The sequence below is a fragment of the Celerinatantimonas sediminis genome, assembly GCF_046054195.1.
Taxonomy (GTDB): domain Bacteria; phylum Pseudomonadota; class Gammaproteobacteria; order Enterobacterales; family Celerinatantimonadaceae; genus Celerinatantimonas.
Genome location: NZ_JBEQCS010000009.1, coordinates 101,133 through 124,953, shown reverse-complemented (window position 1 = coordinate 124,953; position 23,821 = coordinate 101,133). Strand labels below are relative to the sequence as shown.

The following is a 23,821-nucleotide window of genomic DNA, read 5'->3' as shown; positions in this document are numbered from 1 at the left end:
GTCCCTGGCTTATCGAGCCTAAGTATTAGACTAGTGAAAACCACACCATGATTAAAAATGCGAAGTACTACGAAGGTCGTTTTTCAGCGATCTTCTATATCTGTAGTTATTTGATATTTTTGTTTAGCTTATCGCTAATTATCCCGATCATTTTATGTGTTATCTATAAAGAACGTGATATCACAGCCTTTCTTATCACGTTTGCTATTACCTTTTCGATTGGCTTTTTTGGCCGATTTACCAAGCGAAGTACCGATATCCGTTTGCGGGGTCGAGATGGCTTTTTGGTCGTTGTGATCTTCTGGGTGCTTTTTTCGCTGATGAGCGCGATGCCCTTTTTGCTGGATAGGCACCTTAATTTCTCGGTGGCGGATGCTATTTTTGAAGGGGTATCGGGGATCACCACCACAGGTGCATCGGTCATTAGCCAAGTCGATGGCACAGCCAAAGCGATTTTGTATTATCGTGCTCAGCTTAATTTTCTCGGTGGTTTAGGGATTATCGTGTTAGCTACGGCGGTCTTTAACTCGTTGGGAATTGGTGGCTCGAAAGTTTATTTATCAGAAACTCCCGGACCACTTAAAGAAGATAAGCTCACGCCTAAACTTGCGGATACGGCAAAGCATCTGTGGTTTATTTATGTCGCTCTGGCGGTTGTCTGTGCATTATCCTTTTACGCTGCCGGTATGAATGCCTTTGATGCGATTTGTCATAGCCTTGCAACTGTTGCCTTAGGTGGATTCTCCACACATAGCGCTAGTTTAGGTTATTATCACAGCTCTTCTATTGAGATGGTCGGTGGCGTGTTCTCGCTGCTGGCGGGAGTTAACTTTGCGCTGTATTTTCTGGCGGTGAATCGGCGCAGCCTCAAAGCTATCTGGCAAGATGCGGAGTTTCGCTTTTATCTCTCGGTGGCGCTTGCTGTTGCTGCATTTACGATTTTATCTTTGTATTTAACCCACACTTACAGTTTTCAAGAAGCGTTTGTGCATGGCTTTTTCCAAAGTGCGTCAATGATGACCGATAACGGGTTGATGACCAACGACATCGATAAATGGCCGACTTATGTGATGATACTATTGCTTGCCAGCAGTTTCTTTGGTGGCTGTGTGGGTTCAACTTGCGGTGGTATTAAAGCAATTCGCTTTTTGATTTTGTATAAACGTAGCGACCTTGAATTACGCCAGCTCATCAATCCACGAGCAATTTATCTGATTAAGTTAGGCAACAACCGAGTGTCTGAGCGAGTGACGAACTCCGTCTATGGTTTGTTCTTTGTCTATTTGATGTTTGCAGGCATTTTCATTTGGGTCATGTTGGCATTAGGGTATGACTTAAAAAGTGCATTTGGGACGGTCGCCGCGTGTATGAATAACATGGGGATCGGCTATGGTGTGACCGGTTCAACATTCGGCACGCTTTCTGATTCTGCAAAATGGGTGATGTCGGCAGCTATGCTGTTTGGTCGATTAGAAATCTTCCCTATTTTGATCGTCTTTTCTCGCAGTTTTTGGCAGCCATAAATAAAAAAGGGAAGCGTTAAGCTTCCCTAAAATGATTGCTTGTTACATTTTCTGTTTTGTTTGCTGTTTTAGTTAATTTTCCCAGCACCATCTGAAGGCACACAGACATAGATAGTTGGGTTTAAGCCACTAACTTTATGATACTGGCTTTCAACAGCATGACAGACTTTTTCAGTTAGTTCATGGGGAACCAGTGCCACTACGCAACCCCCAAAGCCACCACCTGTCATACGCACGCCACCTTTGTCACCAATCTCTTGTTTGATGATATCAACGAGTTGATCAATCGGTGGAACGGTGATTTCAAAGTCATCACGCATTGATTCATGGGATGCCCCCATTAATTCGCCCATCGTTTTGAGATCGCCAGCCCTTAGCGCTTCACACGCTTTGAGTGTGCGTTCATTTTCGCTGATGACATGACGAGCGCGTTTGGCAACGATTGGATCTAGTTCACTCGCGCGTTCTTCAAACTGTTCCATCGTTAAATCGCGCAGAGCCTTCACTTTGAAAAAGTGCGCGGCGTCTTCGCATTGCGTCCGGCGAGTGTTGTATTCACTATCAACCAGGCCACGTTTAACGTTGGAGTTAACAATGACCACATCAACGCCATCAGGCATGGTCACTGCTTGGGTTTGCAGCGAGCGACAATCAATTAACAGTGCTTTACCTTCCTCGCCCAAAGCGGAGATAAACTGATCCATGATGCCGCAGTTACACCCTACAAAATGGTTTTCGGCCTGCTGACCATTGAGCGCGTTGGTTTTACCATCAAGGTCTAGGTTAAATAACTGCTTGAATGTTTCACCAACAGCGACCTCCAATGAAGCTGAAGAGCTTAAACCCGCTCCTTGTGGCACATTGCCACTGATAACCAGTTCTGCTCCACCTAATTGATAGCCGCGCTCACACAGGTATTTCACGACACCGCGGACATAATTAGCCCATAAGTGATCGGGATGACGATGCACTTTGGCGCTAGGCTCAAAACTATCCATTTGATTGTCATAATCAGCCGCAACGACTTTAATTAGATTGTCTGAGCGTTTTGCTGCACTAATGACCGTCTGATAATCAATGGCGCAAGGCAATACAAAGCCATCGTTGTAGTCGGTGTGTTCCCCAATGAGATTGACGCGAGCAGGGGCTTGCACGTTTATCTCGCATGGATGCCCAAATTGTTCAGCGAAAGTTCGCTCGGTGACATCAATTAGGTCCTGAATAGCCATTTGGAAATTCCTCTTATAATTTTTCGCTATAGTGGATATCGCTTAGTTCACGTAGTCTTCCTGCTGCTTGCTCGGCGGTTAAATCGCGTTGACTTTCGGCGAGCATTTCATAGCCAACCATAAATTTACGAACACTAGCAGAGCGCAGCAGTGGTGGATAAAAATGAGCATGAAGCTGCCAAGGCGTGGTGTCTGAGCCATCGAACGGTGCGCCATGCCAGCCCATTGAATAAGGAAATGAGCACTGAAATAGATTGTCATAACGACAAGTCAGCTGTTTAAGAATTTGAGCTAAGCTATCTCGTTGTGCGTCATTAAGTTCGGGTAGCTGCTGGACTTTAAATTTAGGCAGCAGTAGCGTCTCAAAAGGCCACGCAGCCCAGTAGGGGACAACAACCAGCCAGTGGTCGTTTTCACAAACCGTGCGTTCACCCGATTTTGCTTCTTTTTGCACATAATCAAGCAGCAGTGGCCGAGAGTATTTTGCAAAATACTCGCGCTGATGGTTATCTTCTGTCGCAGCTTCGTTGGGCAGAAAACTATTGGCCCAAACCTGTCCATGTGGATGCGGATTCGAGCAGCCCATCATGGAGCCTTTATTTTCAAACACCTGGATCCAAGGATAAGTTTGTCCGAGCTCAGCGGTTTGCTCAGCCCAAGTATCAATCACGCCACGAATCGCGCTAAGAGAAAGTTGTGGCAGTGTTTTACTATGATCGGGTGAGAAGCAAATCACTCGGCTCAATCCACGGGCGCTGGATGACTGAAACAGTGGGTCATCATTTTCAGGTACATCCGGGGTATCCGCTTGCAGTGCAGCAAAGTCATTACCAAACACATAAGTGCCTTCGTAGTTCGGGTTTTGTTCACCCGTAATACGTTTATTTCCTGGGCACAGATAGCAATTGGGATCGTGGCTTGGGCGAGTGCTGCGATCTGGTTCATCCTGTTGTCCCTGCCAAGGGCGTTTTGCCCGGTGTGGCGAGACTAAAATCCACTGCCCGGTAAGCGGGTTATAACGACGATGTGGATGTTCGGTTGGATCAAATTGTTGCATCATTACCTCTTGCTTAAGATTCTGGGTAGCCGTTTGGATTATTCGATTGCCAGCGCCAGCTATCTTCAGCCATCTGTTCAATTCCGCGACTGGCTTGCCAGTTCAACTCGTTTTTCGCTTTGCTTGGGTCGGCCCAGCATTCGGCAATATCACCCGCACGACGAGGGCAGATTTTATAAGCAATGTCGTGTCCACAGGCTTTTTCAAATGCTTTTAGCACCTGTAGAACGCTATAACCTTGGCCGGTTCCTAGGTTATAAATATGTACACCTTGGTCATTCAGTCTGTTTTGCAAAGCTGCGACATGGCCGTCGGCCAAATCCATCACATGGATATAATCGCGCACCCCGGTGCCATCTGGTGTTGAATAGTCATCGCCAAAGACCGATAAACATTCGCGTCGACCAATTGCTACTTGTGCAATATATGGTGCGAGGTTATTGGGGATGCCTTGAGGATCTTCACCCATAGTGCCACTTGGATGGGCGCCAATTGGATTAAAATAACGTAATAATGTGGTGGACCACTGCGGGTCAGCATGGGTCAGGTCTTTTAAAATCCGCTCGATAACCAATTTTGATTGGCCATACGGGTTGGTTGCGTTGAGCGTTGGAAAATCTTCTCGAATCGGCATTGATTCAGGTTCACCGTAGACGGTGGCAGACGAGCTAAAAATGATTTTTTTCACGTTCGCTTGCTGCATCACTTCTAGCAATGTCAGCGTACCTGCGACATTGTTCTGATAATACTCGACTGGTTTTTCAACAGATTCACCAACAGCTTTTAGGCCCGCAAAGTGAATTACGCCTTCAATGTCATGCTTGGCAAAAACATCCTCTAGCTGAGCTTTATTGCGAATATCTCCTTGATAAACTTGAGGGGAGCGTCCTGCGAGGCTAGCGATTCTCTCGATAACACTGTGTTTACTATTGCAGAAATTATCGAAGATAATTGGGGTATAGCCTGCGGCCATCATCTGGATACAGGTATGGCTGCCAATATAACCTGCTCCGCCAGTTACCAAAATATTTTTCATGTTTAAAACACCTATCAGCTGTGGAGTGTAAACGTTTACATTGCTACATTATAATGTATAGCTTTTTTAACGGAAGGGGGAATAGTAACTTATTAAAGCGTGATTGAAATCACATAGAATTCTCTCTTCTTATAGCTTGCCTGATCGAACATTATTTATTTTTGAGCCAAAGGGTTAATTTTTGTTTTAATTTGTCAGATGAGCGGCCAAAAATCGCCTGTACTTGATGGTCAATAATAATCACTCCCTTCGCGCCAAGCGACTGAATTTCTTCGGTTTGAACCTGAGATAAATTTTCTACAGTAATTCGAAGCCTAGTCAAACAGGCATCGATGGCAACGATATTTTGGGCCCCACCAAATGCATGAAGTAAAGATTCAATGGTCTGCGCATTTTCTTGGGCAGGCTGCTGTGGCAATTTCTGGGCGGATAAAAACATCTTCAATTTACTAAAAATGTCATTCGGCTTCATTTTGTCACCTGTTTTGACTCTTTGAGAACTTTTACTGCAAAAGGTGGCAGTGCCAGCTGGCCTTGGCAATCACTGTCATCTAATGCATCTTTATAACTATTTGGTAAATCGAATTTGACTGTTGCGTTATTAAAATTTTGAATAAAAATATAGCGGTATTGGTCATTTTCTCGAACCTGTGCTGTCACAGCTTCAGGGAGTGTGGTGGCAATAGCTGGGGTTATTTGTAAGTGCTGAACCAGTGCTTTGGTAAAATCATACTGGAATTGTTCATCATTTTTCGAGGCAATATAATAGGCTAGCCCTTTGCCGTAGTGATTTACCGTCAATGCTGGATAGCCTTGATAAAAGTCCTGTTGATAATAGGCCAGAGCACTGGCACTTTGTAAGTGGATGAGGTCACATAACTGTGTGGCTTTATAAGGGCCTGTGAGTGAAAGGCTATTATTTTCGATAGGCTGAACCCAGTTACTTTCGTGGTCATCAAGGCTATCAATCTCCTCAGACCAGATCCCCAAAATAGGTTTGAGAGGGCCAGGAAATCCGCCTAAAAAGCACAGGTCATGCTCTTGAACTATGCCACTCCAATAAGTGCTAACCAAACAACCACCTTGGCTGACAAACCTATCAAGCTCTTTTGCAAATGCGGGCTTGACCATATAAGACATCGGAGCGATTACCAGTTTATACGCGCTCAGATCGCTTTGCTGATTAACGATATCGACGTTAATTCCCATTTCCCAGAATGGAAGATAGTGAGAATTTACGGTTTGTTCGTAAAACAATCCTTTATTACGCGGCCCTTGGGCATTATCCATCGCCCAACGGTTGTCCCAGTCAAACAAAATGGCGACTTCGGCCTTGACGGTTGTTGTAGTTATTTCACTAAGTTTGCTTAATATCTCTCCGAGCTGAGTAACCTCTTTGCCAACACGCGTGTTGATATGTCCAACGTGGTCAACGACAGCACCATGAAATTTTTCCACTGAACCACGGCTTTTGCGCCACTGAAAATATTGTACCGAGTTTGAGCCATGCGCGATGGCCTGCATGGATGAGAGAATATGCATTCCAGGTTTTTTGAGTTTACTGGTAGGCTGCCAGTTGGTTGCACTTGGCGTTGATTCCATCAACAAAAATGGCTGTCCCGGTTTTAGTGAACGAATGAGATCATGATACATTCCGACGTAAGCTCCTGTATCGCGATCCGAGCGTTCACCATGCCATAGCGGGTAATTATCCCAACAGACAAAATCGAGAATTTTTGCCAGTTCCCAGTAATCGTAATCATAGAAATATTCCATGAAATTAGTTGTTACTGGAAGCTCTGGATTGAATGGTCTTACGCTATCAATTTCATGTTGGCAGAAATTGATAACTTGGGCTGTGGTAAATCGTTTCCAATCAAGATTTAAGCCATGAATACTGTTTTCTCCAATAGATGATGGTGATTCAATTTGACTCCAATCTGTAAAAGTATGACTCCAAAAATTTGACCACCAAGCTTGATTGAGTGCATCCAACGTTTGGTATTTGTTTTTTAACCATAAGCGAAATTGTTCCTGACATAATGGGCAATGGCACTGGCCTCCATATTCATTAGAAATATGCCAGCCTATCACTGCTGGATGATGTGCGTAACGTTTCGCCAATTGTTGGTTTATGGCTCGAACTTTTTCCCGATAAATAGGTGAGCTTAAACAGTGGTTGTGCCGACCGCCGTGCAGGGCATGGCGGCGCTGTTCATCGACTCGCAAGACTTGTGGATATTTTGCCGAGAGCCAAGCTGGGCGGGCACCGCTTGGTGTTGCTAGAAAGACACTGATTTCATTTTGGGCTAAAGTATTTAAAACATCGTCTAACCAGCCAAAATTATATTGCCCTTCAGCAGGTTCAAGCATACTCCAACTAAATATCCCAACTGACATGACGTTACAGTGGGCCTGTTTCATCATTTGAATATCTTGCTTGAGTATTTCAGGCTGATTCAGCCATTGCTCTGGATTGTAATCTGCGCCATGCAACAGTGCTGGAAAATTTAGTGCGGTGATCTGTTTGGCTACCATAACAGCTCCACTTTAATTAAAAGCTTTAATTGAGTTAAGAACATGTCCCTGACAATCAAATAACGCCTGATTCTCGCGGGAGTTTCCTTCTTGCCATTTGTCATTGATATAGGCCATTCCTGCAGGGGTCGCCCAAGTCGCACCTTTGGCTGCTATCCACAGTGGAGCCCAATAAAAGATCCCCGCTCCACGGTGATTATTTACCGAAGCAACGGTATGGATTAAGTCTTCAATATAGTGTTTTTGCCCCGCGACAGTGGCTGGATAACCAACCTGCTTAGCTTCTTTATATGTAAAACTATTAGGGGCGCTGTCGCAATTTTGGGTTGAATAGCCGTATTGGGTTTCAACTACAATGACATCTTTATGAAATTGCTCTGATACATAGTCTAAGTTGGCTTTTAAAGCAGCCATAGAACCATCCCAATACGGGTAATAAGATAAGCCGATGACATCGAAGGGAACATTACGTTTGGTGATTTCGCCAAACCACCATTTATACATGTTTTGATCTCCACCTTTGGCAAGATGAAACATAATTAGAGCATTGCCTGCGCTGGCTTTTGCACCTTTAACGGCTGCTTTTAATAGTGCGGCTAGTCGGTCAAATTCATGACCATCCTGTCCCCAACTTTTGCCGGTCGGCCATAAGATGCCGCTGTTAATTTCGTTGCCAATTTGGATCATATCTGGTGTGGTCCCTTGCGCCACAAATTGAGCAACTGTTTGCTGGGTATAACTCTCAATGGTTTTAATTAATTGAGCATTGTTAAGCTGTTGCCAAGCTTTAGGCTTAAACTGTTTGCCGGGGTCAGTCCAAAAATCGCTATAGTGAAAATCAAGAAGTAGATGAAATCCCAAAGCTTTTGCTCGCTTAGCCAGTTTTAAATCAACAGCTAAACTATTATTGCCTCCGCCATAGGGCTGTCCTTGGCTGTCTTTAGGCTCATTCCACAGGCGTAGACGAACCCAGTTGAAGCCATTGTTTTTTAAAATGACTAACGGATCTTGTTGTTCCTTTTGGGCGTTATAGAATTTACCGCCATGGCTTTCAACATCATGCAGTATGGAGATATCTGCTCCCTTAATAAAAGAAGATGTTGGCAGCTCTGCGGCAGTTGTACATATGCTCGCTGTAAACAGAATAGCTGAACTTAATAATATCCCAAGTGATTTCGATTTCATTATCCTTTACTCCCGCCGGCAGTAAGTCCAGAGACGAAATATTTTTGAAGAGATAAAAATATCAATGCGACAGGAATAGAAATTAATACAGCCCCTGCAGCATAAGTGGTATAACTTGCTCCCATTTTTTGAGCAACTAAATTATATAACCCAATGGGTAAGGTATATTTTTCAGGTGTTCTTAAGATGGTACTGGATAAAATAAAGTCACCCAGTGGTCCGGTAAATGAAAACAAGGCAATAACAGCAATAATGGGTTTAGATAATGGCAAGATAATTTCAATGAATATACGAATGTTGCTCGCGCCATCCATTCGTGCTGACTCATCTAAATCTCGAGGGATCGCATCAAGGTATCCTTTCATTAGATAGGTATTCATGGGGATCATGCCACCGACATAAACTAAAACTAATGCCAAATGACTATTAACTAAACCCAGCATTTGGGCTAGTACAAATATAGCAATCAAAGCCGAAAACTGTGGAACCATTTGTAGCAATAAAAATAACATGAGCCCATTTTTTCTACCTTTAAACCGAAATCTAGAAAAAGAGTAGGCAGTAAAACTGACACAGATAAGTGTTAATATCATGGTTAAGATACTTATCTTCAGTGAGTTATAATACCACTGAAGATAAGGTATTTTTCCATTAAATAAGTCCTGATAATGTATGAATGATAGGTTCTTAGGAATTAAATCAGTACTTAATAGACTGCTTCCAGGGTTAAATGATGCCCCAACTGTCCAGATTAATGGATAAATAATGAGTATCGCAATAATAGTTATTGTTAGATAGGTGAAAAATAGCCGGATATGGTTTCGGCTTTTTATACTGTCAATCATGATACTCTCCTACATCATATCATCATTAAATGAGTTGGTTTTTTTGAACTGCCACAAAGCTAATCCAACTACAAAAATAGATAGTAAAATTGTAATTGCAGCTGCAATCCCATATTGAGATGACGACATGGTTAACTTATAAATCCACGAAACTAAAATATCTGTTCCTCCCGCATTGGAGCTCGCTACGGCAGGACCACCATTGTTGAATAAATAAATGATATTGAAATTGTTAAAGTTAAATGTATATTGCGTAATAAGAATAGGGGCAATTGAATATAGAACTAATGGCAAGGTGATGGTTGTAAGTTTTTGCCAGCCATTTGCCCCATCGATTGTCGCTGCCTCATATAAGTCGTCTGGAATGGCTTGTAATACACCCGTTGTCATAGCAAAGACAAATGGAAATCCGAGCCAGGTTTGCATCATAATTAAGGCACATTTTGTCCAGAATGGATCGGTCATCCAAGCTTTTGGACTTATTCCTATCATGGGTAAGATTGTATTATTGATAACACCAAAAGTTTCATTGAACATTCCAGCAAATACCAAAATAGTAACGAACCCAGGAACCGCCCATGGTAAAATTAAAATTGTTCTGATAATTGCTCTAAATTTTAGATCTTTTTGATTCACTAAAATTGCAATTAATACACCTGCAGCACATTGAAGTGTTGTTGCGAGTAATGTCCAAACGACAGTCCATTGCAAAACATCTAAGAATGTATTTCGCCAGAAACTATATTTAAACATAGTTACAAAATTTTTAAAGCCAACCCAACTGACTAACTTTGCTGGAGGGGTGTGATAAAGATTGTAATTAGTAAAGGCGATAGCAAAACCAAATATAATTGGAAAGACAACTACAAATATCAATAAGATAAAACTAGGGGAGGTCATAAAGTATGGAAAGCCATCTTTCAATAATAGCTGGTACTGCTCTTTTAAATTATTGATTGGGAGTCCATTATCAATTTTTTTACCAGTTTTGTAAGCATCATAAATACTCCAGTAATATAACCCAAATAGCATAAAAGATACGATGATAGCAATAATTCCCTTAGCTAATAGAAAAATTGAGTTATCTCTTGGTAATTCAGTCCCTAATGTGATTACTCCCCAATAACCATGAGTGATAAAATCATAAAAACAACCTGTTAGACTCCAGATTAAAACCATAAAGATAATGCCCTTTAAATATTCTTTATGGTATAGCTGACCTAACCCTGGAATTAATGATAATAGAGTTGACCAGTAGCGATTTTTACTTGAATAGCCATGTGTTAATGGATAAGTCATCATTTAGAACATCCTTTGTAAATGATCATAACCTGGCTATAAGCCAGGTTATATAGCTATTGTTCAGCCTGAGTCATTTGAATCTGCATCTTAATGTTATTAACAGCATTATCGAGAGCGGGTTTGATTTGAGATTTATTCGTTGCAATTAACTGCAGTGCATTATTAACGGGGGTCCAAATCGTGTTAAACTCAGGATTGTTAGGCATGGCTGTAGCATATTTTGCCTGTTCTGCGACAGCGACAGCACCTGCATTTTTATTAAACTCTGGGTCATTAACTAAGGATTTTAGGGCAGGGATTTCTCCAGTTTTAGCAAATCTTATTTTTTCATATTTCGGTTGATTGATGAATTTAATGAATTTTAGAGCAAGATCTTGCTGTTTTGAGTAACTAGAGACAACGTATCCTTTAACTCCCAGTAATGAGCGCATATGCTTGCCATTCGGTAGAATGGGAAGTGGTGCCACACCATAATCAACTCCCGCATTTTCATACGGTTTGAAAGCCCATGGGCCGTTAAATACGATAGCTGCTTTGCCTTCGGTAAACATAGAATCAATGGCATTTAGTCCTGTGCTACCAAGTATTCCTGTAGGAAATAGTCCTGTAGAGTAAAATTTCTTAATGTACGCAGCGGCCTCAATACTTCCTTTGTTATTGAAACCAATATCATCAAAATTGAATGACCCATCTTTATTATGGCCAAAAATATAACCTCCCATGGCAGACATAACGCCATAGGTGTAATAGACTTCATCGAATTTAGCAAGAAGTCCGTATTTTCCTTCTTTGTGGAATTTTTCGGAGATACTAAAAATAGTATCAAAGTCTTTGGGTGGAGTTTTAACTAGTTTTTTATTGTAGATCATTACAATGCTTTCTACTGCTTTAGGTATTCCATATTGTTTATCTTTATAATTGAGTGCAGTTACTGCTGATTTTGTATATTTATCAATGTAGTTATGATTAACTTTTAAAGGCGTGATTAATCCCTGAACAACTGCTCCACCTAGTTGGTCATTTGGAATAACTAAGACATCGGGTCCAATTCCAGCTGGCCCATCTAATCTAAGTTTTTCAATTTGTTGGCTAAATGGTAATTCTATAATATTTACTTTGATGGAATATTTTTTTTCAAAATCATGAATAGCATCTGTTATGCCCGAAGATTTTTTAATATCTTCCCAAACTAATAATTTATTAGTGTTTGTTGCTGCGTTTGCTATTTTTAGTGTGAGAGGCGTCACAGATAAAACCACTGCTAAGGTTGCTATTATTCTATTTTTTTTCATGTTTAGGACCCTTTATTTCTGATTTTTATTTCAGATTTTATTTAACTATTTGTTATTGGAGTCACAAAAAACAGCATAATAATTGTTTTGTCCATTTAAATGAAAGCTCAACAAATCGCTATCGTCAGCACACTTAATTAAAATGGTTCTAGATAGAAAAACTACTAAATCTTTATATAAATGTGATCTAAGATTCAAATTAAGATTTAATTTGTGAAAGCGATTACATTTTTGGTTGGATTTTATGGATCCGTTCCCTTTCTTAGTGTTTCTTATTAGTTATCCATCAGTTCATTCGTTATGACTAGTCTGCTCTTAGTCATTGTCTTACGGTTAGTTTTTGCTCCTGCAAAAGGATTTAATAATGGCGAGTATCCAATTACATAACGTAGTAAAACGTTATACAAATGAAGAGACTATTCATAATGTTAGTCTTGAAATTGATGATGGTGAATTTACTGTTTTTGTTGGGCCTTCTGGGTGTGGTAAATCGACATTACTGCGTATGATTGCGGGGCTTGAAGATATCTCTGATGGTGACATTATTATTGATGATGTTGTAATTAATGATATTGCACCCTCTAAACGTGGAATTGCTATGGTATTCCAATCCTATGCTCTTTATCCACATATGAGTGTTGCTGATAATATTAGTTACGGATTGAAAGTTTCTGGTGTTGGTAAAAATGAACGTCGTCATCGGGCTGAAGTAGTCGCTAAGACTCTACAATTAACGGAGTTGCTTGATAGAAAACCTAAACAGTTATCAGGTGGACAGCGTCAACGTGTAGCAATTGGTCGGGCGATTATTCGTAACCCTAAAGTTTTCCTATTTGATGAGCCTCTTTCTAATCTTGATGCTGAATTACGTGTTGAGATGCGATTATACATTGCTAAGCTTCACCAAGAACTTGGTAATACGATGATCTATGTGACTCATGATCAAATCGAGGCGATGACTTTAGCCGATAAAATAGTGGTTGTCAGAGAAGGTCATGTTGAGCAGATTGGTGCGCCAATGGAGTTGTATTATCATCCTGTCAATCTATTTGTTGCAGGATTTATTGGTTCTCCAAAAATTAATTTTATTCCAGCTCGAGTCACTTCTTATGATGGTACTTATTTAGGATTAAATATTAATAACCAATTAGATATTACTATTCAAAAAGAAAATCTAACTGTTTCTCCTAATGATAATGTGACACTGGGAATTCGTCCTGAAAACCTCTATAAATTAGAAGCTGAAGTTAAAATTCCTTTTCATTGTGAAGTTGTGGAGAGACTTGGTAATAGTACCTATGTGTTTGGGCAAGTTTGTGGCATAGATAAAATAAAAATATTAATGCCGGGTGATCAGGATTTCGAAAGATATAAAAATATGGATGTGTATTTCAATTCTAAAGATTGTTTGCTTTTTAATGAACAAGGAGGTGCTCTATTAAATAATAGGTGATGAAAAGGTCGATGTTCTCAATATATTAATCAAGGATTGTGATTGACAGCTTATTTTTTGATGTATAAGCACCCTACATTGTTTGGAGAACAATTATATGTTTAAAAAAATATTATTTTATGCATCAATAGGAGCTTCAGGATTTGTTCCTCTTATGGCATCCGCAGATACAACCCCTTTTTTTGATAGCGCCAATTTATTCCAACCTAAATTAAATATCTACTTTCGAAGTGGTATCGGTACATCAAGTAAATCGGGTGGTACCAAAAGTGAAGATAATTATTCTAAGCAGATGGTCGGCCGCCTAGGGAATGAATTTGATAGCTACGCTGAAATCGGTCTTGGTGAAGAAGTTTATAATAAAGATGGCAAGGCTTTTTATGTTGATTCAATGTTTTCAATGGATAGTGATGGTTATAACGGTACCGAGCAAACTAGCGATGATTCGGCTAACTTTGGCTTAAAACAATTAAATATCAGGGCTAAGGGGCTAATTGCATCGAATCCTAATGCGATTATTTGGGCTGGTAAACGTTTTTATCAACGTCATGACTTACACATTATCGATACTAAATACTGGGATATCTCCGGTTATGGTGCCGGGTTAGAAGATTTTAAAGCAGGTCCTGGTAAGTTGTCTTTAGCATGGATGCGTGGTGATGCCTCGGGCGATAACACAACATACTATGGTCCAAACGGCAAAGCATATAACGATAATTTAAATATTAACTATGCTGATATCCGTTACGCTGGACTTTCTCCTTGGAAAGGATCTTGGGTTGAATTAGGGATAGATTATGCGATGCCTAATAAAACCAGTGGTCAGGATGGTGTCACCTCTAGTGCAGGGGGACTAGATTACGAGGATTCTAAAAATGGCGTGATGTTAACCGCTGTTCTAGGTCAGAGTATGTTTGGTCAGTACACAACCTTTGTCGCGCAATATGCCAATAAAGGCCTGGCTCAAAATATGACCTCTCAAGGTGGTGGTTGGTATGATGCTTGGAACGATACCTCGGATGCGACCGGTTATCGCTTAATTAACACCTCTGATTTTCAGTTCGGTAAACGTGTTAGTGTGAACTATGTCTTAATCTATGGTCACTCAAGTAACATTGACAGTGGGGGGCAGGATCAGTCTCTGTTATCGTTTGTCACTCGTCCTATTTATCAATGGGATGAATACAATAAAACGATGGCCGAAATTGGTTATTTCCAAGTCAATAAATCTGATACCAGTAATAGTGACACTAAAGGCCATAAAATTACGATTGCTCAAGCTTGGTCTGCTGGTATGGGATTGTATGCTCGTCCAGAAATTCGATTGTATGCAACTTATATTAAATCAGATTCCGGTCTAGTGGATTCTATCGCTAATGGTAACTCGAACCATGATTTCCGTTATGGTGTGCAGGGTGAAGTTTGGTGGTAAGCCAATAATTTGTTGTCTCGCAGTTGGGCCAGCAATGCTGGCCCTCAATTGGAGTTGTTATGAAACAAACCGTTTTAGTGGGGCTATTACTAGGTTTATCTGGATGTGTCAGTGTTAATAATAGCCAGCCTTCAGCTGATAACTCTTTAGCAACTAGCTCAGCGCAATTTGAATCAACAATTCAAGGTCAAACTGTTTGCTGCAGCACTTATCAGTCGATGCCATATAAAGTAATTCACTCTGCGGGGGAATATAAGTTAGCTGTCACACCCCAATCCCCTGTTTTTAACTTTGCAGAAGGCAAATCACGGTTTGCTGCCTATAAATTTATTGCGCCGCAGACATATAGTGATTTTAAAGTGACCTTAACATTTGATATCCGCCAGCAATTGTTTTTACCAAAAGCGGTGATATTAGATGATAATTTCCATGTTACAGGTGTCTTAGATAATCAGTTTTTTGCAAAAAGCCCAAACTACTATCACCTGAAAAGTGAGATAGAAAGACAAATTGTCATGGGAAATGCTCAGCACCGTTATCTTGTTCTTTATCAACCAAACGATCAGCTGTCTCAAACATTTCAGGTTGAAAGTCAAAAAGCAATTTTTAATCGAGTACATGCCTATGCGCCACCTCCAGATCCGTTGCGCTACCAAGTTATGCGCTATCGTCCAGTCGGAAACTTTGTGTTGGATGCTGAATCTGTTTCTTTGGTTGAGAGTAGTTCTGCCTATACAACAAATCCATCATCTTCCCAAGTTGTAAATCAAGTAAAACCTGAGATCCAACAACCTAAAGCCGAGATAGAACCCAAGCAAACTAGTCAGGCTTCGGTAACTAAAGTCGCGAGCAAGCAAGAGAGCGTTGATAGTCGTTCAATTAATTTATCTAAAGCTGAGCGGCAAGCTGTGATAAAACCGGATGGTAAAATTCAACAACATCCAGTGTATCTGAACATGCCTAATACACATTTTTACTCATCAAAACCATATGAGTTGCAGATGATAGAACAGCGTTTATTGACTAATATCGAAGATGCTCTGAAAGGACATGATTATCAGCACGCCATTGAGCTCTATCAGCAGGCTAAACGCCAAGGTGTGGCTGATGCCAGTGAGATCTTTGCTGAGGCGTTAGATAAGTTACCGCAATAACGCATAAACAATCTATTGGCATTTTATTTAGCTAAAAGCCTGTTGTTGCAATAGGCTTTTAGCCAGTGTTGAGGGTACTTACGTTACATCATTTGCGCTTATTAAAAATATTATCAGTGATTTTTGTAAACGTTACCACATATCGGATATTATTAAATGACGGGTATCTACTTGCCAAATCAGAGTTTTTCATGAATCTTGGTGACAAAGAGGTGAGATATGACAATTGAATTCAAGGTGTTATAGAAGGAAGGTATGGCAACAATCAAAGATGTCGCTCGAATTGCTGGGGTTTCTGTAGCAACAGTTTCACGAGTTATTAATGGTTCGCCCAAAGCGGGAAAAGAGTCACAGTTAAAGGTCAAAGAGGCGATGGCTCAGTTGCGTTATCAGCCAAATGCCAGTGCTCGGGCACTCGCTCATCAAGATTCTGAAATGTTGGGATTAATTGTTGCTGATGTTTCCGATCCTTTTTTTGGCAATATGGTTAAAGCGGCGGAACAAGTTGCCATTGATAACCATAAATTTCTTTTAACGGCAAATGGTTATCACCTCGGCGAACGTGAACAGCAAGTGATTGAACAGATGCAGCGGCACCGCTGTCACGCACTGGTTGTGCATGCCAAAATGCTAACCGATGAGCAACTCGGCGAATATTTTGAGCAAATTCCTGGTATGGTAGTCATCAACCGTATGGTTGAAAAATATGCACACCGCTGCCTGGCGCTGGATGATCATTATGGTGCTTGGCTTGCGACGAATCATTTGTTAAGTCAAGGGCATCGCCGTATTGCTTTTTTGTGCTCTAACCACGCTATTTCTGATGCTGATGATCGCTTAAGTGGCTATCGAGATGCGCTGGCAGATTTTGGCATTGAGTTTGATGAAAAGTTAGTTGGCTATGGCTCTCCTGATCATGTTGGCGGGGAGCATGCAATGACCGAGCTTTTAAACACGAACACACCTTTTTCAGCGGTCACCTGTTATAACGACCCCATGGCCGCCGGGGCTTTAGCTATTGCTTATGACAATGATATTCGAGTGCCTGAGCAGCTTTCGATTGTTGGCTTTGATGATGTATTGATTGCCCGCTATGTTCATCCTCGTTTGACAACAATTCGCTATCCCATGGTGCAGATGGTGCATAAAGCGGCCAGTTTAGCGATTCGCTTGTCGCAAGGTGAACAAACCGATCAAGGCTCTGGAATATATAAACCCACTCTTATTCGTCGCCATTAGGTTTCTCGTTATTTAATAAAGTCTTAAGATTTTGATCGAATTATGTGAGGCTTTTCTCGTTTCTTTTAACTAAAAATTTAAACGTGATTTACCACTCAGAAAACTAATATGTAATCGCTTACATTGCTTGCGTTAATAGGTGAATAGTCAATTAAATATTATTGGCTGTTCTATTTCCTCGTAACCAATTGAGCAGAGGGTTTTATGCATACTAGTAGTTTGGGGCTGCACACCTTGGACTATGTCATATTTGCCATCTATGTAGTGGTTATTGTCGGATTAGGGCTGTGGGTCTCCAGAACCAAAGGAGATCAGACTAAAGGGACGAAAGACTACTTCTTAGCGGGTAAATCATTGCCATGGTGGGCTATTGGTGCTTCATTAATTGCGGCAAATATTTCGGCCGAACAGTTTATCGGCATGTCTGGCTCTGGATTTGCGATAGGTTTGGCAATCGCTTCATATGAGTGGATGTCAGCATTAACGCTGATTCTGGTTGGTAAATATTTCTTGCCAATCTTCATTGAAAAACAGATTTATACCATTCCAGAGTTTGTGGAAAAACGTTATAACCGACAGCTCAAGTCTATTTTGGCTATTTTTTGGCTGGCGTTGTATATCTTCGTAAACCTCACATCAGTACTTTATCTTGGCGGGCTTGCTCTGCAGACCATCTTAGGTGTGCCACTGAGTTATACCATTATTGGCTTGGCTGTATTTGCTGTTGTTTATTCACTTTATGGTGGCTTAGCTGCGGTTGCTTGGACCGATGTGGTGCAGGTGATTGTTTTGGTCATTGGTGGATTGTTTACCGCGTTTGCCGCATTAACCATCTTAGGCGATGGAAGCGGTATTTTCGCTGGCTTTTCTCGCATTATGCACGAAGCGCCAGAACACATGCAGATGATCTTATCTAAAGATAATCCTCAGTTTGTCAATGTTCCTGGGATTGCGGTGCTCATTGGTGGCTTATGGGTTGCCAACTTGTATTACTGGGGCTTTAACCAGTACATCATTCAGCGTACATTGGCGGCAAAATCAGTGCCTGAAGCGCAAAAAGGGATTGTATTTGCTGCATTCTTAAAACTGTTAATTCCAGTTTTGGTGGTTGTTCCTGGGATTGCCGCTTGGGTTATTAGCCAAGATCCCCAGTTGATGGCTAAACTGGGTGCGGCAGCGAGTGTGAACTTGCCGACCATGGCTCATGCTGATAAAGCGTTTCCATGGTTAACTCAATTTTTGCCAATTGGTATTAAAGGTGTTGTATTTGCGGCTTTAGCTGCTGCCATTGTGTCATCTCTTGCATCCATGCTGAACTCAACAGCAACCATCTTTACTATGGATTTGTATAAACCTTATATCAATCCAAAAGCAAGTGAAGGTAAATTGGTCAATGTTGGGCGAATCACCGCATTGGTTGCTTTGGTGGTTGCTTGCTTAATTGCTCCTCAACTGGCTGGTATCGGTCAGGCATTCCAATATATTCAGGAATACACAGGCCTCGTTAGCCCTGGTATTTTAGCTGTATTCCTAATGGGCTTGTTCTGGAAAAAAACCACGAGTAAAGGCGCAATTGTTGGTGTTATTTTGTCGATTCCATTTGCATTATTCTTGAAGTTGATGCCATTTGATATGCCATTTATGGATCAAATGCTTTATACCTTCTTCTTTAGTGTTGTGGTCATGGCATTAACCAGCCTGACAACCAACCCGGTAGATGATGATCCTAAAGGGATCCAAGTTACCAATAAAACGTTTAAAACAGATGGCGCGTTTAACATTTGTGCATATATCATTTTGATTATCTTAGTCGTTTTATATGCATGCTTCTGGTAGAGCGTTGTTATCGAGATAAAAGAAAGGCCCGCTTATAAAGCGGGCCTCATTGATCTTAATGGCTTCTAAGTTGTAGAGTCTAGTTATTAATCGTCATATCCCTCACGCAAATATTCCCGCAGCTGTTTCTGCTCCAGGTAATCTTCAATACCACGGCGCGCTTGCCCTTTTGAGCGACCGCGATGGTCTTGATGACTTTTACGAGCATGTTTGCGGTCATCATCCTCGTCCATCCAGTCTTCATCATCAAATTGAGGGCGATTAGATCGTTTCATTCCCTATCACTCCAAAACAATCAAAATAGATCATGGGCAGTCTGTGGGATGAGGACAAACCACCCAGTTACAACGTGAGATATGCTCACGTGACAAGCTCATAGTCGCAATAGTCGCGGGGGTAGTAAAGAAGAAAAAGTGGATTTTTTAGGTTATTTTCTTCTAAGCATAGAGGCTTTTTCACCAAAAAGTTTTAATTAAAAAGTACTTTATTAAGAACACAGAAAGTTGCTAGGGATAGGGGAAAACTGGCCTAAAATAGGCCAGTTTGAAAGGTATTTAGCTGTTTTCTCGAGCAATTGCTCGATATGCAATATCATTGCGATAGTAACATTGATCCCATTGGATCGTTTTTACTTGAGCGTATGCTTTTTGCTGCGCATCTTGCACTGAGTTACCTAATGCAGTTACACATAAAACGCGTCCGCCATTGGTTACCGTTTGTTGCTGGTCGTTAAACTTAGTTCCTGCTTGAAAGACTTTACTTTCAACCGCTTCTCCAGGAGCTGCAAGCTCAGGTAGACCGCTAATAACATCCCCTTTATTGTAGCTGCCCGGATAACCACCGGCTGCAATGACAACGCCAACTGCTGGCTGAGGCGCAAATTTAGCTTCGACTTTGTCTAAGTTTTTATCTAGTGCGGCCTGACACAGCCCGACTAAGTCAGATTGTAACCGCATCATGATTGGCTGCGTTTCAGGGTCACCAAATCGGCAGTTATATTCAATGACTTTAGGTTCACCAGCTTCGCTTATCATCAATCCGGCATATAAAAAGCCAGTATATGGATTGCCTTCGCTCGCCATCGCTTTTACCGTCGGCCAAATGACCTCATCCATAATCCGTTGATAAACGGCATCGGTCACAACTGGTGCAGGTGAATAAGCACCCATTCCACCCGTATTGGGGCCAGTGTCGCCATCACCAACACGTTTGTGATCTTGACTGGTTGCCATCGGCAGCACATGTTCGCCATCGACCATCACAATAAAGCTGGCTTCTTCACCTTCGAGAAATTCTTCAATAACGACTCGAGAGCCGGCATCACCAAAGCGATTACCAGAGAGCATATCGCGAATTGCTTCTTCGGCTTCATCTTCGCTCATGGCGACCACAACACCTTTACCTGCTGCTAATCCATCTGCCTTAATGACGATAGGTGCACCTTGCAGATGCAAGTAAGCCAGTGCTGGTTCAACTTCACTAAAGGTTTGATAGGCTGCACTTGGAATGTTATGGCGAGCCAGAAAATCCTTGGTAAATGCTTTTGAGCCTTCTAATTGTGCTGCTGCTTGAGTTGGACCAAAAATCGCTTGCCCAGCGGCTTGGAATTTATCCACCACGCCGATGACCAGTGGTGCTTCTGGACCCACAATTGTTAAGTCAATGGCATTGTTTTTCGCAAACTCAAGTAACTCATCAACCGCGTCAGCGGCAATGGCGACGTTCGTAATTTTAGGTTCTTGAGCGGTACCGGCATTGCCAGGGGCGACAAAAACTTGGGTAACATTGGGCGATTGGGCTGCTTTCCAGGCCAATGCGTGTTCGCGGCCACCGCCGCCAATGATTAAAACGTTCATAGTGCTCCTAATGGCTGAGCATATTGGCACTCAGCCATGCGTCAATTAATGGAAAAAGTGGCGCATTCCGGTAAAGACCATTGCGATGTTATGTTCATCTGCTGCGGCGATGACTTCTTCATCACGAATTGAGCCGCCAGGCTGGATGACACAAGTCACGCCAGCTTCTGCTGCTGCATCAATACCGTCGCGAAATGGGAAGAAGGCATCTGATGCCATCACGCTTCCAGCAACTTCTAAGCCTTCATCGTGGGCTTTGATCCCAGCGATTTTAGCGCTATAAACGCGGCTCATCTGGCCGGCACCGACACCAATCGTCATATGATCTTTGGCGTAAACGATGGCATTTGATTTTACAAATTTGGCAACTTTCCAGCAGAATAAAGCATCATTAAGCTCTTGTTCTGTTGGGGTACGTTTGGTGACAACTTTAAGCGCATCTTTTGGCACCATGCCTGTGTCACGGTCTTGAACTAACAAACCGCCATTGACGCGTTTTAACTGATAACCTTGCGCCTTGCCTTGCCAAGCACCTGCTTCTAACAGACGAACGTTCTTTTTAGCTGCAACAATCTGTCTGGCATCGCTGCTCACACTTGGTGCGATAATAACTTCGACAAATTGACGGCTGATAATCGCTTCGGCAGTGTCTGCGTCTAATTCGCGGTTGAAGGCGATAATGCCACCGAATGATGAAGTTGGGTCAGTTGAAAATGCACGCTGATATGCAGTTAAAATATCATCGGCAATGGCAACGCCACAAGGGTTGGCATGTTTAACGATAACGCACGCAGGTTCTTCGAATTCTTTCACACATTCAAGCGCTGAGTCAGTATCGGCGATATTGTTATAAGACAGAGCCTTACCTTGCAACTGTTTGGCACTGGCGACAGAGCCCGCTGGTGTTTCATCTTCCACATAAAAAGCGGCTTGCTGATGGCTGTTTTCACCATAGCGCATGTCTTGTTTTTTCTTAAATTGGAAGTTGATGGTGCGAGGGAATTTCGATGACGGATCGTTCTCTTGTGCTTTGCCATAGCTTGGTACCATGGTGCCGAAATAGTTTGCGATCATTCCATCGTATGCCGCTGTGTGTTCAAATGCAGCGACCGCTAGATCAAAACGGGTTTGAGCGTTAAGCGAGTTATTATTGGCAATCATCTCTTCGAGAACGCGTTGATAATCACAGCTGTTGACCACAATTGCGACATCTTTGTGGTTTTTCGCTGCGCTGCGAACCATGGTTGGACCGCCAATATCGATGTTTTCAATCGCATCTTCGAGTGAGCAATCTGGATTTGCTACCGTTTGCGCAAATGGATACAGGTTAACGACGACCATGTCGATAGGTTCGATTTGATGCTCTGTCATCACGTCATCATCGATTCCTCTGCGTCCGAGGATCCCTCCATGAATTTTCGGATGGAGCGTTTTGACTCGTCCATCCATCATTTCTGGGTGACCTGTATAATCAGATACTTCAACGACGGCAATGCCATTGTCACTGAGTAACTTACAGGTGCCTCCGGTTGACAAGATTTCGATATCGCGCTCACTTAAAGCACGAGCAAAATCTACAATACCTGTTTTGTCGGAAACGCTAATTAGCGCACGTCGAATTGGTCGAGCGTTTTCCATTGCGAGTGTATTCCTCTGATGTTTTCAAAATTGAGGGCAGGGGGGACTGCCTATAGAACCCTCTAATGGTAACCGAAAACGGGGGCTAAAGGCGATTATCAGCAAAAAAAATCCTTGTTTATTGTCAATTAGACGAACTGTATGGGTTGACTTTGGAGCACTGTTTAAGGTTTATACTTAAGTTATGTTGATGATTTATCACCTAGAGGTAAATTGGCCAAGGAGCAAATATGTATCAGATCGGTGAATTAGCCAAACTCTGTGGGGTAAGCACAGAAACGATTCGCTTTTATGAAAAAGAAGGACTGCTTAAAGAACCTTCTCGCGCAGCTAACGGCTATCGGCTTTATAGTGATCAGGATTTGGGGCGGCTACGCTTTATTTTGCGTGGTAAAAACGCAGGCCTTTCTAATTCGGATATGCTGGAAATGGTCGCGATACGAGAAAATCGCGAACAGTTATCCTGTCGAGATGTCCGTCAGGTGGTTGATAATAAATTAGCGATTGTGCGGGATCAGATAGAGGAGCTTAAAAGCTTTGAAGCCTCGTTATCTGATTTAAGCGAGACCTGCTGTGGCGGCGATGAAAGTGCCACCCATTGTGCGATTCTAGAGACGCTGGATGATATTTTAGGTGAACGCCATGTCGAACATCACCATCATGAATGAGATGTTAGTTCGCACTAACTGATTTTTTCTGTTCAATAAACATCACACTGCCATCGCTGGTATAAAAGGCTCCGCTATCAAAAATAAGCCCTTGTTTGATTGCGTTGATATAGCGTTTGACCATAAATTCACGGCCGCGCTCGCAGTTTTTAATGGGCCGGTCAACCAATGGTGTTGCCAGACTAATTCGGTTGCCTGTTATCTGCATAACGCCAGCCAGTCGATGACATCCACCATGGCCATAAAGCCCTAATGAATTATTTGTTTTGACGAGCTTAAATTCGACAAACTCTCTGGCATCATAAGGTGACGTTGCTTTCCAGTTGGTTTGATCCAATGTATTTGGGTCAAGCGGTGGCGGATATCCGTTGCAGCCGGCTAAAAGCGTGGCAGCGGCAAAAGATAAGCTAATTAAACTTACAATGCGCATATCGTCCCTGTATAAATATATCTGTCGTTAAACCATCATGTTAACTGGCAATTTTATTCAGTTTAACGGACATATTTATAAAATAAAGTAGTTTATCGATAAGCCATG

The 23,821-nt window shown here is 41.9% G+C and carries 20 protein-coding genes; 7 read left to right on the top strand and 13 right to left on the bottom strand.

All coding sequences use genetic code 11. The features are described from left to right. The first annotated feature begins 47 nt into the window (after positions 1-47). Positions 48-1,523: a potassium transporter TrkG gene (locus tag ABTQ23_RS12200; RefSeq protein ID WP_408616009.1), complete on the top strand. Its 1,476-nt coding sequence runs from the start codon at positions 48-50 to the stop codon at positions 1,521-1,523. Between the two features lie 68 nt (positions 1,524-1,591). Here ABTQ23_RS12200 and galK read toward each other — a convergent pair whose 3' ends face one another. From galK to ABTQ23_RS12155, 9 genes are all read right to left on the bottom strand, one after another. Then, the gene (gene galK / locus ABTQ23_RS12195) at positions 1,592-2,746 is read right to left on the bottom strand and encodes a galactokinase (RefSeq protein ID WP_408616045.1); all 1,155 of its coding nucleotides are present in this window, start codon (positions 2,744-2,746) and stop codon (positions 1,592-1,594) included. A 19-nt stretch (positions 2,747-2,765) separates the two neighbouring features. Beyond that, positions 2,766-3,809 (bottom strand): galactose-1-phosphate uridylyltransferase, encoded by a 1,044-nt coding sequence (gene galT / locus ABTQ23_RS12190; protein ID WP_408616044.1) that lies wholly within the window; start codon positions 3,807-3,809, stop codon positions 2,766-2,768. 13 nt (positions 3,810-3,822) lie between these two features. Continuing rightward, positions 3,823-4,845 carry a UDP-glucose 4-epimerase GalE gene (galE, locus tag ABTQ23_RS12185; RefSeq protein ID WP_408616008.1) on the bottom strand — a complete coding sequence of 341 codons (1,023 nt, stop codon included), beginning with the start codon at positions 4,843-4,845 and terminating at the stop codon, positions 3,823-3,825. 151 nt (positions 4,846-4,996) lie between these two features. Continuing rightward, positions 4,997-5,317, bottom strand: coding sequence for a PTS sugar transporter subunit IIB (locus ABTQ23_RS12180; RefSeq protein ID WP_408616007.1), 321 nt, complete (start codon positions 5,315-5,317; stop codon positions 4,997-4,999). Continuing rightward, on the bottom strand, positions 5,314-7,383 hold the full coding sequence (locus ABTQ23_RS12175) for a beta-galactosidase (protein WP_408616006.1): 2,070 nt from the start codon (positions 7,381-7,383) through the stop codon (positions 5,314-5,316). Before ABTQ23_RS12175 ends, ABTQ23_RS12180 begins: the two co-directional genes overlap by 4 nt. Before the next feature lie 12 nt (positions 7,384-7,395). Further along, positions 7,396-8,568, bottom strand: coding sequence for a glycoside hydrolase family 53 protein (locus tag ABTQ23_RS12170; RefSeq protein WP_408616005.1), 1,173 nt, complete (start codon positions 8,566-8,568; stop codon positions 7,396-7,398). Beyond that, positions 8,568-9,413: a sugar ABC transporter permease gene (locus ABTQ23_RS12165; RefSeq protein WP_408616004.1), complete on the bottom strand. Its 846-nt coding sequence runs from the start codon at positions 9,411-9,413 to the stop codon at positions 8,568-8,570. The genes ABTQ23_RS12170 and ABTQ23_RS12165 overlap by 1 nt, the downstream gene beginning before the upstream one ends. A gap of 9 nt (positions 9,414-9,422) precedes the next feature. Beyond that, on the bottom strand, positions 9,423-10,715 hold the full coding sequence (locus ABTQ23_RS12160) for a carbohydrate ABC transporter permease (RefSeq protein WP_408616003.1): 1,293 nt from the start codon (positions 10,713-10,715) through the stop codon (positions 9,423-9,425). Between the two features lie 53 nt (positions 10,716-10,768). Further along, positions 10,769-12,007 carry an extracellular solute-binding protein gene (locus ABTQ23_RS12155; protein WP_408616002.1) on the bottom strand — a complete coding sequence of 413 codons (1,239 nt, stop codon included), beginning with the start codon at positions 12,005-12,007 and terminating at the stop codon, positions 10,769-10,771. 364 nt (positions 12,008-12,371) lie between these two features. Between ABTQ23_RS12155 and ABTQ23_RS12150 the strand changes: the two genes are divergently transcribed. From ABTQ23_RS12150 to ABTQ23_RS12130, 5 genes are all read left to right on the top strand, one after another. Further along, a complete protein-coding gene (locus tag ABTQ23_RS12150) occupies positions 12,372-13,460 on the top strand; it encodes an ABC transporter ATP-binding protein (protein ID WP_408616001.1) in 1,089 nt (362 codons plus the stop codon). A 154-nt stretch (positions 13,461-13,614) separates the two neighbouring features. Continuing rightward, positions 13,615-14,892, top strand: a complete 1,278-nt coding sequence (gene lamB, locus ABTQ23_RS12145; protein ID WP_408616000.1) for a maltoporin LamB — start codon at positions 13,615-13,617, stop codon at positions 14,890-14,892. Positions 14,893-14,951: 59 nt separating this feature from the next. After that, complete coding sequence (locus ABTQ23_RS12140; RefSeq protein ID WP_408615999.1) at positions 14,952-16,046, top strand: MalM family protein; 1,095 nt, start codon at positions 14,952-14,954, stop codon at positions 16,044-16,046. 255 nt (positions 16,047-16,301) lie between these two features. Then, positions 16,302-17,285, top strand: a complete 984-nt coding sequence (locus ABTQ23_RS12135; protein ID WP_408615998.1) for a substrate-binding domain-containing protein — start codon at positions 16,302-16,304, stop codon at positions 17,283-17,285. A gap of 204 nt (positions 17,286-17,489) precedes the next feature. Next, complete coding sequence (locus ABTQ23_RS12130; protein WP_408615997.1) at positions 17,490-19,121, top strand: sodium/sugar symporter; 1,632 nt, start codon at positions 17,490-17,492, stop codon at positions 19,119-19,121. An 86-nt stretch (positions 19,122-19,207) separates the two neighbouring features. On the opposite strand, the gene ABTQ23_RS12125 is transcribed toward ABTQ23_RS12130, so the two are convergent. The 3 genes from ABTQ23_RS12125 to purH all read right to left on the bottom strand — a co-directional run bounded on the left by ABTQ23_RS12125 (position 19,208) and on the right by purH (position 22,615). Continuing rightward, a complete protein-coding gene (locus ABTQ23_RS12125) occupies positions 19,208-19,396 on the bottom strand; it encodes a PA3496 family putative envelope integrity protein (RefSeq protein WP_408615996.1) in 189 nt (62 codons plus the stop codon). Positions 19,397-19,675: 279 nt separating this feature from the next. After that, positions 19,676-20,977, bottom strand: coding sequence for a phosphoribosylamine--glycine ligase (purD, locus tag ABTQ23_RS12120; protein WP_408615995.1), 1,302 nt, complete (start codon positions 20,975-20,977; stop codon positions 19,676-19,678). Positions 20,978-21,022: 45 nt separating this feature from the next. Continuing rightward, positions 21,023-22,615 carry a bifunctional phosphoribosylaminoimidazolecarboxamide formyltransferase/IMP cyclohydrolase gene (purH, locus tag ABTQ23_RS12115; RefSeq protein WP_408615994.1) on the bottom strand — a complete coding sequence of 531 codons (1,593 nt, stop codon included), beginning with the start codon at positions 22,613-22,615 and terminating at the stop codon, positions 21,023-21,025. A 230-nt stretch (positions 22,616-22,845) separates the two neighbouring features. On the opposite strand from purH, the gene zntR reads away from it, so the two are divergent. Beyond that, the gene (gene zntR / locus ABTQ23_RS12110; RefSeq protein ID WP_408615993.1) at positions 22,846-23,283 is read left to right on the top strand and encodes a Zn(2+)-responsive transcriptional regulator; all 438 of its coding nucleotides are present in this window, start codon (positions 22,846-22,848) and stop codon (positions 23,281-23,283) included. Positions 23,284-23,287: 4 nt separating this feature from the next. Here the strand turns inward: zntR and ABTQ23_RS12105 are convergent, their stop codons facing one another. Further along, entirely contained in the window at positions 23,288-23,713 is a 426-nt protein-coding gene (locus ABTQ23_RS12105) for a hypothetical protein (RefSeq protein WP_408615992.1), read from the bottom strand. Positions 23,714-23,821: the final 108 nt, after the last annotated feature.

What these genes read in the sequence shown, in the direction of transcription:
- zntR (WP_408615993.1), top strand. Translation starts at nt 22,846, where the DNA reads ATGTATCAGATCGGTGAATTAGCCAAACTCTGTGGGGTAAGCACAGAA.
- ABTQ23_RS12175 (WP_408616006.1), bottom strand. Translation starts at nt 7,383, where the DNA reads ATGGTAGCCAAACAGATCACCGCACTAAATTTTCCAGCACTGTTGCAT.
- ABTQ23_RS12200 (WP_408616009.1), top strand. Translation starts at nt 48, where the DNA reads ATGATTAAAAATGCGAAGTACTACGAAGGTCGTTTTTCAGCGATCTTC.
- galT (WP_408616044.1), bottom strand. Translation starts at nt 3,809, where the DNA reads ATGCAACAATTTGATCCAACCGAACATCCACATCGTCGTTATAACCCG.
- purH (WP_408615994.1), bottom strand. Translation starts at nt 22,615, where the DNA reads ATGGAAAACGCTCGACCAATTCGACGTGCGCTAATTAGCGTTTCCGAC.
- lamB (WP_408616000.1), top strand. Translation starts at nt 13,615, where the DNA reads ATGGCATCCGCAGATACAACCCCTTTTTTTGATAGCGCCAATTTATTC.
- purD (WP_408615995.1), bottom strand. Translation starts at nt 20,977, where the DNA reads ATGAACGTTTTAATCATTGGCGGCGGTGGCCGCGAACACGCATTGGCC.
- ABTQ23_RS12180 (WP_408616007.1), bottom strand. Translation starts at nt 5,317, where the DNA reads ATGAAGCCGAATGACATTTTTAGTAAATTGAAGATGTTTTTATCCGCC.
- ABTQ23_RS12125 (WP_408615996.1), bottom strand. Translation starts at nt 19,396, where the DNA reads ATGAAACGATCTAATCGCCCTCAATTTGATGATGAAGACTGGATGGAC.
- ABTQ23_RS12135 (WP_408615998.1), top strand. Translation starts at nt 16,302, where the DNA reads ATGGCAACAATCAAAGATGTCGCTCGAATTGCTGGGGTTTCTGTAGCA.
- ABTQ23_RS12130 (WP_408615997.1), top strand. Translation starts at nt 17,490, where the DNA reads ATGCATACTAGTAGTTTGGGGCTGCACACCTTGGACTATGTCATATTT.
- ABTQ23_RS12140 (WP_408615999.1), top strand. Translation starts at nt 14,952, where the DNA reads ATGAAACAAACCGTTTTAGTGGGGCTATTACTAGGTTTATCTGGATGT.
- ABTQ23_RS12155 (WP_408616002.1), bottom strand. Translation starts at nt 12,007, where the DNA reads ATGAAAAAAAATAGAATAATAGCAACCTTAGCAGTGGTTTTATCTGTG.
- galE (WP_408616008.1), bottom strand. Translation starts at nt 4,845, where the DNA reads ATGAAAAATATTTTGGTAACTGGCGGAGCAGGTTATATTGGCAGCCAT.
- ABTQ23_RS12165 (WP_408616004.1), bottom strand. Translation starts at nt 9,413, where the DNA reads ATGATTGACAGTATAAAAAGCCGAAACCATATCCGGCTATTTTTCACC.
- ABTQ23_RS12150 (WP_408616001.1), top strand. Translation starts at nt 12,372, where the DNA reads ATGGCGAGTATCCAATTACATAACGTAGTAAAACGTTATACAAATGAA.
- ABTQ23_RS12160 (WP_408616003.1), bottom strand. Translation starts at nt 10,715, where the DNA reads ATGATGACTTATCCATTAACACATGGCTATTCAAGTAAAAATCGCTAC.
- ABTQ23_RS12105 (WP_408615992.1), bottom strand. Translation starts at nt 23,713, where the DNA reads ATGCGCATTGTAAGTTTAATTAGCTTATCTTTTGCCGCTGCCACGCTT.
- ABTQ23_RS12170 (WP_408616005.1), bottom strand. Translation starts at nt 8,568, where the DNA reads ATGAAATCGAAATCACTTGGGATATTATTAAGTTCAGCTATTCTGTTT.